Consider the following 12,833-nt stretch of genomic DNA (forward strand, 5'->3'; position numbering starts at 1 on the left):
GTCCACCGTGAATGTGCTGGACATCCTGTTGCTGGTCGCCGCCGTGTGGTTCGCGATCGTCGGCTACCGCCAGGGGTTCGTCGTCGGCATCCTGTCGGTGATCGGCTTCCTGGGCGGCGGACTTGCCGCCGTCTACGTCCTGCCGGTGATCTGGGACGCGGTGACCGGCAACGCCGAGGTGGGCACCACCGCCGCGGTCGTCGCCGTGGTCGTCGTCATCGTCTGCGCCTCCGTCGGCCAGGCCCTGACCACCCACCTGGGCAACAAGCTGCGCCGGTACATCACCTGGTCCCCGGCCCGCGCCCTGGACGCCACCGGCGGCGCGCTGGTCAACGTGGTGGCGATGCTGCTGGTCGCCTGGCTGATCGGCTCCGCCCTCGCGGGCACCACCCTGCCGACGCTCGGCAAGGAGGTGCGCAACTCCAAGGTGCTGCTCGGGGTGTCCAGAGCGCTGCCCAAACAGGCCAACACCTGGTTCGCCGACTTCTCCACGGTCCTCGCGCAGAACGGCTTCCCGCAGGTCTTCAGCCCCTTCGCCCACGAACCGATCACCGACGTCTCGCCGCCCGACCCGGCCCTCGCGAACAGCGCGGTGGCGACCGGCGCCAAGCAGTCCATCGTCAAGGTGACGGGCACCGCGCAGAGCTGCGGCAAGATCCTGGAGGGCACCGGCTTCGTCTTCGCCGACCGCCGCGTCATGACCAACGCCCACGTGGTCGGCGGCGTCGACGAGCCCACCGTCCAGATCGGCGGCGAGGGCCGCAAGTACGACGCCAGGGTCGTCCTCTACGACTGGCAGCGCGACATCGCCGTACTGGACGTGCCGGACCTGCGGGCCAAGGCGCTGAAGTTCTCCGGCAAGGACGCGGCGACGACCGACAGCGCGATCGTCGCCGGGTTCCCGGAGAACGGGTCGTACGACGTCCGGCCCGCCCGGGTGCGCGGCCGGATCACGGCCAACGGCCCGGACATCTACCACCGCGGCACCGTCCGCCGTGACGTCTACTCGCTGTACGCGACCGTCCGCCAGGGCAACTCCGGCGGCCCGCTGCTCACGCCGCAGGGCAGGGTGTACGGGGTCGTCTTCGCGAAGTCGCTGGACGACGCCGACACCGGGTACGCCCTCACGGCCCACGAGATCCAGGCGGACATCGCCCGGGGCCGTGCCGCGAGCCAGCAGGTGGGCACCGACAGCTGCGCCCTCTAGAGGCCCGTGCGGGCCCTGAGGGGGTCAGCCGCGGGTGTGGCGCAGACGTACCGAGACCCAGCGGGCCCGGCGGCGCAGGATGTGCGGAATCCCCACCCTGAGGTCCGTGCCCGGCAGCTGCGGGGCGCCCCCTCGGTAAGGGTTCGGGCCGCCTGTCGTACGGCGGTTGCGGGGTGCGTCACTGTAGTCGTGCGTCCAGCCCATACCCCGACGTCTGCCCCTGCCCCAAGGTCGATAACCGCCCGCACGCCCCCCAATCGGCCTATGCGCCGGGCATGTGGCCGTTCGTAGAACAGGTGTACAGATCCGGATACCGGGCGCATCGGCGCGGTCACCGATCGGGTTCGGGGTCTTTCAGCCAGTTGACCAGCTCGGCGGAGAACGCGACCGGATCCTCCTCGTGCGGGAAGTGCCCGAGCCCGTCGAACAGCCGCCAGCGGTACGGCGCTTCGATGTACTCGCCGGAGCCGGCCGCGCTGCGGGTGCGGGTGACGGGGTCCAGGGAGCCGTGCAGATGCAGGGTCGGGACGCGCACCGGGCGCTTCATCCTGCGGTTGAACTGGATGCCGTCCGGGCGCGCCAGCGAGCGCACCAGCCAGCGGTACGGCTCGATCGAGCAGTGCGCGGTGGACGGGATGCACATGGCCCGCTGGTACGTCTCCACGGCCTTGTCGTCCGGCAGCCGCGGCCCGGACCAGTCCCGGATCAGCCGGCCGACCAACGCGCCGTGGTCGGCGGTGAGCTGCCGCTCGGGGATCCAGGGCCGCTGGAAGCCCCAGATGTAGGAGGCGGCGGCGGTCTGCCGGCGGTCCCGCAGCATCGCCGCGCGCCAGCGCCGCGGGTGCGGCATCGACACGACGGCGAGGCGCCGTACCAGCTTGGGGCGCATCGCGGCCGCGGTCCACGCCAGGTAGCCGCCCAGGTCGTGGCCGACCAGCGCGGCGTCCGGCTCGCCGAGGGAGCGGATGACGCCGGTGATGTCGAGGGCGAGGTTCGCCGGGTCGTAGCCGCGCGGCGTGCGGTCGCTGCCGCCGACGCCGCGCAGGTCCATGGCGACGGCCCGGAAGCCCGCGTCGGCGAGCGCGACCAGCTGGTGCCGCCAGGCCCACCAGAACTGGGGGAAGCCGTGCACGAGCATGACCAGCGGTCCGTCGCCGAGCTCGGCGATGTGGAAGCGGGCGCCGTTCGCGGCGACGTCCCGGTGCGTCCAGGGGCCCTCCAGCCGTACGGCCGAGGGAGCGGGGTCCGTCATGACGACGAGCGTCCCACAGCGGCCTCGATGGCGCGTACGTCGTCCCGGGGGAGTTCCGGGCGCGGGTGCGGCTTGGCGTTCTGCAGCACGCCCGCCGTCTCCTTCATGGACGCGGCCACCTTCTGCGGGCCCTGACCCTTCTTGGCCTTCTTCGCGAAGACCACGCCGACCAGCGCGAGGACGACGGCCACCAGGACGTTCGCCGCGAAGGAGAGCAGGAAGCAGATCGCGAGATTCCAGTGGCTCCAGGTCCGAATGCCGTACGCCAGCGCGAAGTTGAGCATCGGCAGGGAGAACAGCAGCAGCACCCCGGCCGCCGAGAACGCGCCGCCGCTCGTCGCGCCCCGCTTGACGTCCTGCTTCAGCTGGGCCTTGGCCAGCGCGATCTCGTCGTGCACCAGCGCCGACATCTCGGCCGTGGCCGAGGCGAACAGCTGGCCGATGCTGCGTTCGGCACCGACCGGGCTGCCGTCGGGTGCGCTCATCGCGGTCTCCCTCTGCGTCTTCGTCGTCGTCTTCTGCACCGGTCTCTTGGTACCGGCCTCTGTGCACCGGCCTTTTTGCGCCGGTCCTTTTGTACCGTCTCGTCAGATCATGCCGGACGGTCGCCCTGCCCGCCTGCCCCGCCCGGCACTTCGGCAACCGCGTCCCGCCGGCCGACCCCCTAGGAGGCGGCTTTCTCCTCCGCGATCCTGCGGTGCTCGGCGGCCTTCCGTTCGTAGATCTCCGCCATCCGCAGGTGGTACGCCGGGTCGTCCTGCTCGTACACGTCCGGGATGCCGTCGAGGTCGTCGTCCCGCTCCTCGGCCTCGACCAGCCTGCGGTAGCGGGTGTTGCGTATCTTCAGCAGCACCGTGGCGCACAGGGCCGCGATGAGCGAGCCGGTGAGGACGGCGGCCTTCACCTCGTCGGTGAGCACCGCGTCGCCGGCGAAGGCGAGTTCGCCGATGAGCAGCGAGACCGTGAAGCCGATGCCGGCCAGCGAGGCCACCGCGAAGACGTCCGCCCATTCGAGGTCCTCGCTGAGCGAGGCCCGGGTGAAGCGGGCGGTCAGCCAGGTCCCGCCGAATATCCCCGCCGCCTTGCCGACCACCAGGCCGAGGACGACCCCGAGCGTCTCCGGCTTGGTGAAGACGTCGCCGAGCGCCCCTGCGGACACCTTCACGCCGGCGCTGAAGAGCGCGAACAGGGGCACGGCCAGCCCCGCCGACAACGGCCGCACCAGATGCTCGACGTGCTCGCCGGGGGAGTGCTGCTCACCCTCGCGGGTGGTGCAGCGCAGCATCAGGCCCATGGCGACACCGGCGATGGTCGCGTGCACGCCGCTGTTGTACATCAGCGCCCAGATCACGACCGCGAGCGGGACGTACACGTACCAGCCGCGCACGCCCCGGCGCAGCAGCAGCCAGAAGACGGCGAGGCCGAGGACCGCGCCGCCGAGCGCGGCGAAGTCGATCCGCTCGGTGAAGAAGATCGCGATGATCAGGATGGCGAACAGGTCGTCGACGACCGCGAGGGTGAGCAGGAAGGCGCGCAGGGCGCCCGGCAGCGAGGTGCCGATCACCGCCAGCACGGCGAGCGCGAAGGCGATGTCGGTGGCCGTGGGCACCGCCCAGCCCTGCGTGGAGCCGCCGCCCGTGAGGTTGGTGAGGGTGTAGACGAGCGCCGGTACGGCCATACCGCACAGCGCGGCGATCACCGGGAGGACGGCCGCCTTCGGGTCCCGCAGGTCGCCCGCCACCAGCTCCCGCTTGAGTTCGATGCCGGCGACGAAGAAGAAGACGGCGAGCAGGCCGTCGGCGGCCCAGTGGGCGACGGAGAGGTTCAGGCCGAGGGCCCCGGGGCCGAAGTGGAAGTCGGCGACGCTCTCGTAGCTGTGATGGAGCCCGGGTATGTTCGCCCAGACCAGCGCGGCTATCGCGGCAACGAGGAGCAGTACACCGCCGACGGTCTCGGTCCGCAGCGCGTCCGCCACGATGGTCCGCTCGGGCAGCGAGAGCCGCCCGAGAACCTTCCGGACGGGTGCGGTGCGGGGCGCGGACACGGGGAACCTCCGGTCGGTGGGCAGGACAGGGCTACTTGCCGACCAGACTTCCCGGCACACCTTTGGATCACGCTACTTTGTTTAGTTTACCTAAGATGTGACGGGAGTTGCCAGGTGAGTCTCACGGTAGGTGCAAAAAGGGCGCCCGGCGCGTTTCGCGCCGGGCGCCCTGTGAGGGTCGTGCCGGTCGGGGTCAGTCCTCGCTGGGCGCCGCGGGCAGCTTCGCCTGGATGAGGTCCATGACCGTCGAGTCGGTCAGGGTCGTGACATCGCCGAGCTGCCGGTTCTCCGCGACATCGCGCAGCAGCCGGCGCATGATCTTGCCGGAGCGGGTCTTCGGCAGCTCCGCCACCGGCAGGACCCGCTTGGGCTTGGCGATCGGGCCGAGCGTCGCGCCGACGTGGTTGCGCAGGTCGGCGATGAGGTTCTCGTCCTCGGCGTTCGCCGTGCCGCGCAGGATCACGAAGGCGACGATCGCCTGACCGGTCGTCTCGTCCGCCGCGCCGACCACGGCCGCCTCGGCGACCGACGGGTGGGACACCAGAGCCGACTCCACCTCGGTCGTCGAGATGTTGTGCCCGGAGACGAGCATGACGTCGTCCACCCGGCCGAGCAGCCAGATGTCGCCGTCGTCGTCCTTCTTCGCGCCGTCACCGGCGAAGTACTTGCCCTCGAACCGCGACCAGTACGTGTCCAGGAACCGCTGGTCGTCGCCCCAGATCGTGCGCAGCATCGACGGCCACGGCTCGGTCAGCACCAGGTAGCCGCCACCGCCGTTCGGTACCTCGTGCGCCTCGTCGTCGACGACCGTCGCCGAGATGCCGGGCAGCGGGGTCTGCGCCGAACCGGGCTTGGTCGCGGTGACGCCCGGCAGCGGCGAGATCATCATCGCGCCGGTCTCGGTCTGCCACCAGGTGTCCACGATCGGCGTCCGGTCGGCACCGATGTGCTTGCGGTACCAGATCCACGCCTCGGGGTTGATCGGCTCGCCCACCGAACCGAGCACCCGCAGGCTGCTCAGGTCGAACTTCGCGGGGATGTCGTCGCCCCACTTCATGAACGTGCGGATCGCGGTGGGCGCCGTGTACAGGATCGTCACCCCGTACTTCTGCACGATCTCCCAGAACCGGCCCTGGTGCGGGGTGTCCGGGGTGCCCTCGTACATCACCTGCGTCGCGCCGTTGGCCAGCGGCCCGTACACGATGTACGAGTGGCCGGTCACCCAGCCGACGTCGGCCGTGCACCAGTACACGTCCGTCTCCGGCTTGAGGTCGAACACCGCCCAGTGCGTGTACGACGCCTGGGTGAGGTAGCCGCCCGAGGTGTGCAGGATGCCCTTCGGCTTACCCGTCGTGCCGGACGTGTAGAGGATGAAGAGCGGGTGTTCGGCGTCGAACGCCTCCGGCGTGTGCTCGGCCGACTGCCGCTCGACGATCTCGTCCCACCAGACGTCCCGCGAGGCGTCCCAGGCCACTTCCTGCCCGGTGCGGCGCACGACCAGCACGTGCTCGACGTTGCCCGCCTTGCCGACCGCCTCGTCCACCGCCGGCTTGAGCGCGGACGGCTTGCCGCGCCGGTATCCGCCGTCGGAGGTGATGACGACCCTGGCGTCCGCGTCCTGGATACGGGTGGCCAGCGCGTCCGCCGAGAAGCCGCCGAAGACGACGGAGTGCGCGGCGCCGATCCGGGCGCAGGCGAGCATCGCGATCGCCGTCTCCGGGATCATCGGCATGTAGACCGCGACCCGGTCGCCCTTCTGAACTCCGAGCTCCAGCAGGGCGTTGGCCGCCTTGGAGACCTCGTCCTTCAGCTCGGCGTAGGTGATCGCGCGGCTGTCGCCGGGCTCACCCTCGAAGTGGATGGCGACCCGGTCGCCGTGCCCGGCCTCCACGTGCCGGTCCACGCAGTTGTACGCGACGTTGAGCTCGCCGTCCTTGAACCACTTGGCGAACGGCGGGTTCGACCAGTCCAGCGTCTCGGTCGGCTCCTTGGCCCAGGTCAGCCGCCGGGCCTGCTCGGCCCAGAAGCCGAGCCTGTCAGCCTTGGCCTGTTCGTACGCCTCGGCCGTGACATTGGCGTTCTCGGCCAGGTCAGCGGGCGGCGCGAAGCGTCGCTCCTCCCTCAAGAGGTTGGCCAGGCTTTCGTTGCTCACGACATCTCCCTTTCGAAGGGTGTCCGTTGTGTCCCAGGCCACAGCTCATCAGACCTGGGGCCCCGGTGACAAGGGCCGCCGGATAATTGGTTTAGACCTATCAGGGTGCGGCGAGGCGGGGTGCGGCGAGGCGGGGTGCGGCGGGGGTGCCGCGGTCGGGTGTGCCGAGCCTGCCAGTCTCCCGTGCACCGTGGCACGCCGGATCCGCCGGTGCCGGCCCGTGCGGCACCGGCGGGCCCGGCGGTCCTCTCGCTCACGCCGGGCTGGGCAGCTCCTCCGTACCGGGTACCCCCTGGAACACCCCTCCCTCTCCGTCCGCACCGCCAACGCTCAGCAGGTACGCCTGCGCCTCGCCCACGTGGAAGTACATCCCGTGCAGCTCCAGCGCGCCCGCCGCCAGCGCCCGCGCCACCGAGTCGTGCGCCCGCAGGTGCTCCAACTGCTGGACGACGTTGGTCAGGCACAGCCGCTCCACCGTGTCCGCCGCCGCACGCCCGGCCAGCCGGGTCCCCGCTCCGCCCTCGTCGGCCAGCCGCGCCAGGCTCGGCAGCCCGTGCCGCAGCCACCGCCCGAGCGGGGTCGCCGCACCCCCGGTCCCGGAGCCGAGCAGCGCCTGCATCGCCCCGCACCCGGAGTGTCCGCACACCGTGATGGACCGCACCTTCAGCACGTCCACCGCGTACTCGATCGCGGCCGCCACCGAGTCGTCGCCGTTCTCCTCACCCGGAAGAGGGACCAGGTTGCCGACGTTGCGGACCACGAACAGGTCACCCGGACCGCTGGAGGTGATCATCGAGGTGACGAGCCGGGAGTCGGCGCAGGTGAGGAAGAGCTGCGACGGCCGCTGCCCCTCGCGCGCCAGCCGGGCCAGCTCCTCCCGCACCAGGGGCGCGGTGTCGCGCTGGAATGCGCTGATCCCGCGGGCGAGTTCATGACCCGCGCCGGCCGATCTCCCGAGCCGGTGCCTGGGACCATCACGGTGGCTCAGGTGCGGCTCGGGGCGGCCGTGCTCCGGCCCGTGGCCGTACTCCGGTGAGCGGACGCCCGCGCGGCAGCCGGTCAGTTCGGCGGAGCCGCCCTGGGCGGTGTGGGCCCGGCGCCAGTCCCGCAGTGACTCGTACGCCGCGTGGTCCATGAACGAGCCGTGCAACTCCACGACGGCGTGGGCGCCTCGGGGCACGAGATGCAGGACTCTGCTGAGCCGGGGCACCGCGAGGAACGTCAGCTGTCCTCTTACGTGTACGTGATGGACTCCTCCCTCTTCTTCGTGGGTGATGCGGGTGCGGGCGAGGCGGTGCAGGGCGACGGCGACAGCCACGCAGACCCCGAGGACCACGCCCTCCAGGACGCCGAGGAGAACCACCCCGAGGGTGGTGACGGCGTAGACCAGCACTTCGCGGTGGCGGGTCACCGTGCGGATGTGGTGCAGGGACACCATCTGGATGCCGACGGCCATCACCAGGGCGGCGAGCGAGGCGAGCGGGATGAGATCCAGGACCGGGACCATCAGCAGCGCGGCGACTACTACGAAAACGCCGTGCAGCATCGTGGAGTTCCGGCTCACGGCACCGGATTTCACATTCGCCGAACTGCGCACCGCCACCCCCGCGACCGGCAGTCCGCCGAGCGCCCCCGACACGACGTTGGCCGCACCCTGACCGAGCAGCTCCCGGTCCAGGTCGGAGCGGCCGAGCCGGGACTGGGGTCCGGTGCGGCCTGCCACCAGCTTGTCCACGGCGACCGCGCCCAGCAGCGACTGCACGCTGCACACCAGCGTGGTGGTGAGCACGGCGGCGACGATGCCCAGCACCGGCCCCGCGGGCAGTCCTGCCAGGGCATGGCTGCTCCAGGACGGCAGGTCGACCCGGGGCAGGGCGAGACCGGTGAGCGAGGCGGTCGCGGTGGCACCGGCGACGGCGACCAGGGCGGCCGGGACCGTGCCGAGCAGACGGCCCGCTCTGCCCGGGATCCGGGGCCAGCCCAGCAGCAGGGCCAGGGTCAGCGTGCTCATCGCCACGGCGGCCGGGTGCAGGTTCGCCAACTGGGCGGGCAGCGCCCGGACGTTGGCGAGGACCGAGCTCTGCGGGGTGCCGCCGAGGACGATGTGCAGCTGGGCGACGGCGATGGTGACGCCGATGCCGGCGAGCATGCCGTGCACCACCGCCGGGCGCACGGCGAGCGCCGTGCGGGCCACGCGCAGGCAGCCCAGGCCCAGTTGGGCCAGCCCCGCGAGAACGGTGATGCCGCAGGTGGCCCGCCAGCCGTACCGGTGGATCAGGTCGGCGGTGACCACGGTGAGTCCGGCGGCAGGGCCGCTGACCTGGAGCGGGCAGCCGCCGAGCCGTCCGGCGACCAGTCCGCCGACGGCCGCCGCCACCAGGCCGGCCTGGAGCGGGGCGCCCGTGGCGAGGGCGATGCCGAGGGAGAGCGGGAGGGCGATCAGGAACACCGCGACGGACGCGGACAGGTCGGCGCCCGCGAGGGGGAGGCGGCGACGCGGGGATGTGGGCGGGTGGTGCGGCCGGTCAGTGCCGGTGACGGCGGGGGGAGTTGTGGCTCGGGCGAGGCCGAGGCTCTCGGGGTGGGTGGGTACGCAGGCTGACGACATGTTTCCCGTCTCCTCCGGGGCAGCGCGGTCGCGGATCTGGGCGGGATGAATCAACGTTCAGTAAACGAATCGTAATGCAGAGTAAAGATCAGACATGGATTTACTGCGCAAATGGGGCATGCGCTCACCTCAATGGGTGAAGTGGGCAGTTCATCGGCTTGTCGTATTAATCCCTCTCTCGGTCCTATGCGATCTTGGCCGCGCTGTCGGCAGATACCCGGCACATCGCCATGAAACGCCGTCATCGGCGTTAGCCGAGAGAAGGAAGAAGGTGAGCGGAATTGGCCGCCACCCAGAGGATTGCGGTCGGTGCCGTGGCCGCCGCGGCCTGTGCCGCGTCGGTCGCCGGTTGCGCGACCGGTACCAACTCCGAACAAGGGGCGTCCGGACCGCAGAAGGGAGCGCCGGCGCCCCAGAGCGTGGTCCGTCTGATCGGCGACGGGTCCACCGCCTACACCGGGGCGCAGCCGCATCTGCCCCGGCCCGAGCGGCTCAAGGCCGGTGAGAAGCCCCCGCAGTTCGTGGTGTTCTCCTGGGACGGCGCGGGCGAGGACAGCCAGAAGCTGTTCTCGCACTTCCGCAAGGTCGCCAAGGACAACCACGCGAACATGACGTTCTTCCTCAGTGGCGTCTACATGCTGCCCGAGGAGAAACGCGACCTCTACCGGCCCCCGCAGCACTCGCCCGGCAGCTCCGAGATCGGCTTCAACGACGAGCAGGGCATTACCGACACGGTCAGACAGCTACGGCTGGCCTGGCTGGAGGGCAACGAGATCGGCACCCACTTCAACGGGCACTTCTGCGGCCCCGACGGCGGGGTCGGCGAGTGGTCGGTGGCCGAGTGGAAGAGCGAGATCGCCCAGGCCAAGCAGTTCGTGAAGACCTGGAAGACCAACACCGGCATGAAGAACGCCGCACCGCTGCCCTTCGACTACGACAAGGAGCTCATCGGCGCCCGCACCCCCTGCCTGGAGGGGCAGAAGAACTTCGTGAAGGCGGCGAGCCAGCTGGGCTTCCGCTACGACACCAGCGGTGTCAACGACCAGATCTGGCCCAAGAAGAGAGAAGGGCTGTGGGACCTGTCCATGCAGCTCGTCCCCTTCCCCGGCCACACCTACGAGCAGCTGACCATGGACTACAACTTCATGGTCAACCAGTCCGGCACGTCGACCCAGGGTGACCCCGACAAGTACGACTACTGGGGCGACCAGATGCGCGACGGGCTGCTCCAGGGCTTCAACCGGGCCTACAACGGCAACCGTGCACCGCTCGTGATCGGCAACCACTTCGAGTCCTGGAACGGCGGCACCTACATGCGTGCCCTCGACGACGTCGTCCAGAACGTCTGCAACAAGCCGGACGTGCGCTGCGTCTCCTTCCACCAGCTGGCCGACTGGCTGGACGCCCAGGACCCGCAGGTACTGGCGAGGCTGCGGACCCTGAACGTGGGTGAGGCTCCGCGGCAGGGCTGGGAGTCCTTCCTGTCCGGCCGTCCTGCCCCGGCACCGAAGGGGGTGCCCGGGGCGCCGGCCGTCAAGTCGTAGGCGCAGGGCCGGAGTCGGCCGCCCTTCAGGCGGGGGCGGCCACTCCCTCGCCGAGCACGAAGCCGGGGTCGATCTGCGCCGCCAGGTCGGTCCCGGTGCGCTCGTTGCCCCACGACAGGGCGTTCTTCAGGTGGAAGTGGACCATCTGCCGGGTGTAGCGCTCCCAGTCCCGCAGCTCGTACGTCGCGTCGGTGGCCACCTTGAGAGCGCGCAGGGCGCGGGAGTTGGCTTTCTCCAGGAGCTCGAACCGGGGCGGGCGGCCCTTCTCCATGGCGCGCACCCAGTCCGAGTGCCCGACCGTGACCAGCAGGTCGTCCCCGACCTCCGAGCGCAGGAAGTCCATGTCCTCCTGCCCCTGCACCTTGTTGCCGACGACCTTGAGGACGACGCCGAAGTCCCGGGCGTACTCCTTGTACTGGCGGTAGACGGAGACCCCCTTCCGGGTCGGCTCGGCGACGAGGAACGTGATGTCGAAGCGGGTGAACATGCCGGATGCGAAGGAGTCCGAGCCCGCCGTCATGTCCACCACGACGTACTCGTCGGGGCCGTCGGCGAGGTGGTTCAGGAACAGCTCCACCGCTCCCGTCTTGGAGTGGTAGCAGGAGACCCCCAGGTCGGCGTCCGTGAACGGCCCGGTGACCATCAAACGGACGGCGCCGCCGTCGAGTTCCACCGGCCGCGCGCAGGCGTCGTAGACCGGATTGGGCTCCCGCACCCGGACCAGCCGCGACCCCTCGCCGGGCGGAGTGGTCTTGATCATGGTCGCGGCGGAGGCGATGCGCGGGTTGTGTCCGCGCAGGTAGTCCTTGATCAGGGAGAGCCGCTCGCCCATCGCGGGCAGTGCCTCCGCCTCCGTCTCGTCGAGGCCGAGCGCGGTGCCCAGATGCTGGTTGATGTCGGCGTCGACGGCGACGACCGGTGCGCCGGCGGCCGCGAGGTGGCGGATGAACAGGGAGGAGAGCGTGGTCTTGCCGCTGCCGCCCTTTCCGACGAAAGCAATTTTCATGTTCACGAAGAGTAGTCGGTTGGTAGCTTTGCGTGGCACATGGAGTGAAGAAGACCACTCCTTCGTGGAGCCCCGGGGCGGGGTGCGTACTGTCGTACTCATGAGTACGACAGGTGCGACCGCCGATCCGCTCGCGGCCCTGGGCTCGCTGCCCGGGGTGGCCGAGTCCGTGGAGTCCGTGCGCAAGGCCGTGGACCGGGTCTACGGGCACCGGGTCATGCGGCGCCGGAGCAACGCCGTCACTTCGGAGGCCGCGCTGCGGGCCGCCCGGGGCAGCGCCGCGCTGTCCGGTGCCGACTGGGCGCTGGAGGAGGTGCGGCGGCGCTCCGACTTCGGTGTGGACGACGACGCGCGCGTGGTCGGCGCGGCCCTGCGGCTGACCGCGGAGGCGGGCCAGCTGCTGTCGATCTGGCGGCAGTCGCCGCTGCGGGTGCTGGCCCGGCTGCACCTGGTGGCGGCCGCGACGGGCGGCGACGAGGTCGGCAGGCCGCGCCGGGCCGGCGAGGGCGTCGACGAGCCGCTGGTGGAACTGGAGCTGCCGGACGCCGGCGAGGTGTCGGGGCGCCTGGAGGGGCTCTGTGAACTGATCGTCGCGGGGAGCGAGGCGCCCGCGCTGGTGACGGCCGCCGTGGTGCACGGCGAGTTGCTCGCGCTGCGGCCCTTCACCTCGTGCAACGGGCTGGTCGCCCGCGCGGCCGAGCGGATCGTGCTGATCGGCAGCGGCCTCGACCCCAAGGCGATCTGCCCCGCGGAGGTCGGCCACGCCGAACTGGGCCGTGCCTCCTACATGGCGGCGCTGGACGGCTATGTCTCCGGCACTCCGGAAGGGATGGCGGCCTGGATCGCGCACTGCGGGCGCGCGGTCGAGCTCGGCGTGCGCGAGTCGACGGCGGTCTGCGAGGCGCTGCAGCGCGGGGCGGCGTAGAGCCCGGGCGAGGAGCGGCGGAGGTCCCGGGGAAAGGGTTGCGGCGGTACGAGTTCTCGTACCGCCGCTGGCATGTTCACCGGGTTACCAAGCGT

9 protein-coding genes and 1 pseudogene are annotated in these 12,833 nt (G+C 70.9%); 3 read left to right on the plus strand and 7 right to left on the minus strand.

Annotated elements, in window-relative coordinates:
• The first annotated feature begins 7 nt into the window (after positions 1 to 7).
• Positions 8 to 1,207 (plus strand): MarP family serine protease, encoded by a 1,200-nt coding sequence (locus ACZ4UV_RS28615; RefSeq protein WP_451020219.1) that lies wholly within the window; start codon positions 8 to 10, stop codon positions 1,205 to 1,207.
• 24 nt (positions 1,208 to 1,231) lie between these two features.
• Here ACZ4UV_RS28615 and ACZ4UV_RS28620 read toward each other — a convergent pair whose 3' ends face one another.
• The 6 genes and pseudogenes from ACZ4UV_RS28620 to ACZ4UV_RS28645 all read right to left on the minus strand — a co-directional run bounded on the left by ACZ4UV_RS28620 (position 1,232) and on the right by ACZ4UV_RS28645 (position 9,263).
• Complete coding sequence (locus ACZ4UV_RS28620) at positions 1,232 to 1,411, minus strand: hypothetical protein (protein ID WP_293998863.1); 180 nt, start codon at positions 1,409 to 1,411, stop codon at positions 1,232 to 1,234.
• Between the two features lie 127 nt (positions 1,412 to 1,538).
• Positions 1,539 to 2,459, minus strand: coding sequence for an alpha/beta fold hydrolase (locus tag ACZ4UV_RS28625; protein ID WP_451020213.1), 921 nt, complete (start codon positions 2,457 to 2,459; stop codon positions 1,539 to 1,541).
• Positions 2,456 to 2,944 carry a phage holin family protein gene (locus ACZ4UV_RS28630; protein WP_390047705.1) on the minus strand — a complete coding sequence of 163 codons (489 nt, stop codon included), beginning with the start codon at positions 2,942 to 2,944 and terminating at the stop codon, positions 2,456 to 2,458. The genes ACZ4UV_RS28625 and ACZ4UV_RS28630 overlap by 4 nt, the downstream gene beginning before the upstream one ends.
• A gap of 107 nt (positions 2,945 to 3,051) precedes the next feature.
• Positions 3,052 to 4,503, minus strand: a pseudogene (gene nhaA / locus ACZ4UV_RS28635) (Na+/H+ antiporter NhaA).
• Positions 4,504 to 4,696: 193 nt separating this feature from the next.
• The gene (gene acs / locus ACZ4UV_RS28640; protein ID WP_351498948.1) at positions 4,697 to 6,655 is read right to left on the minus strand and encodes an acetate--CoA ligase; all 1,959 of its coding nucleotides are present in this window, start codon (positions 6,653 to 6,655) and stop codon (positions 4,697 to 4,699) included.
• 253 nt (positions 6,656 to 6,908) lie between these two features.
• Positions 6,909 to 9,263: a SulP family inorganic anion transporter gene (locus ACZ4UV_RS28645; RefSeq protein WP_467841680.1), complete on the minus strand. Its 2,355-nt coding sequence runs from the start codon at positions 9,261 to 9,263 to the stop codon at positions 6,909 to 6,911.
• Between the two features lie 281 nt (positions 9,264 to 9,544).
• Here ACZ4UV_RS28645 and ACZ4UV_RS28650 point away from each other — a divergent pair, with 281 nt between their 5' ends.
• Entirely contained in the window at positions 9,545 to 10,807 is a 1,263-nt protein-coding gene (locus tag ACZ4UV_RS28650) for a polysaccharide deacetylase family protein (protein ID WP_451020209.1), read from the plus strand.
• A gap of 25 nt (positions 10,808 to 10,832) precedes the next feature.
• Here the strand turns inward: ACZ4UV_RS28650 and ACZ4UV_RS28655 are convergent, their stop codons facing one another.
• Positions 10,833 to 11,813 carry an ATP-binding protein gene (locus tag ACZ4UV_RS28655; protein WP_467841683.1) on the minus strand — a complete coding sequence of 327 codons (981 nt, stop codon included), beginning with the start codon at positions 11,811 to 11,813 and terminating at the stop codon, positions 10,833 to 10,835.
• 100 nt (positions 11,814 to 11,913) lie between these two features.
• On the opposite strand from ACZ4UV_RS28655, the gene ACZ4UV_RS28660 reads away from it, so the two are divergent.
• On the plus strand, positions 11,914 to 12,738 hold the full coding sequence (locus ACZ4UV_RS28660) for a Fic family protein (RefSeq protein ID WP_390047697.1): 825 nt from the start codon (positions 11,914 to 11,916) through the stop codon (positions 12,736 to 12,738).
• The last annotated feature ends 95 nt before the right edge of the window (positions 12,739 to 12,833 follow it).

This window comes from Streptomyces sp. NPDC028289, from assembly GCF_055565975.1.

What these genes read in the sequence shown, in the direction of transcription:
- ACZ4UV_RS28655 (WP_467841683.1), bottom strand. Translation starts at nt 11,813, where the DNA reads ATGAAAATTGCTTTCGTCGGAAAGGGCGGCAGCGGCAAGACCACGCTC.
- ACZ4UV_RS28645 (WP_467841680.1), bottom strand. Translation starts at nt 9,263, where the DNA reads ATGTCGTCAGCCTGCGTACCCACCCACCCCGAGAGCCTCGGCCTCGCC.
- ACZ4UV_RS28620 (WP_293998863.1), bottom strand. Translation starts at nt 1,411, where the DNA reads ATGGGCTGGACGCACGACTACAGTGACGCACCCCGCAACCGCCGTACG.
- ACZ4UV_RS28625 (WP_451020213.1), bottom strand. Translation starts at nt 2,459, where the DNA reads ATGACGGACCCCGCTCCCTCGGCCGTACGGCTGGAGGGCCCCTGGACG.
- ACZ4UV_RS28630 (WP_390047705.1), bottom strand. Translation starts at nt 2,944, where the DNA reads ATGAGCGCACCCGACGGCAGCCCGGTCGGTGCCGAACGCAGCATCGGC.
- ACZ4UV_RS28660 (WP_390047697.1), top strand. Translation starts at nt 11,914, where the DNA reads ATGAGTACGACAGGTGCGACCGCCGATCCGCTCGCGGCCCTGGGCTCG.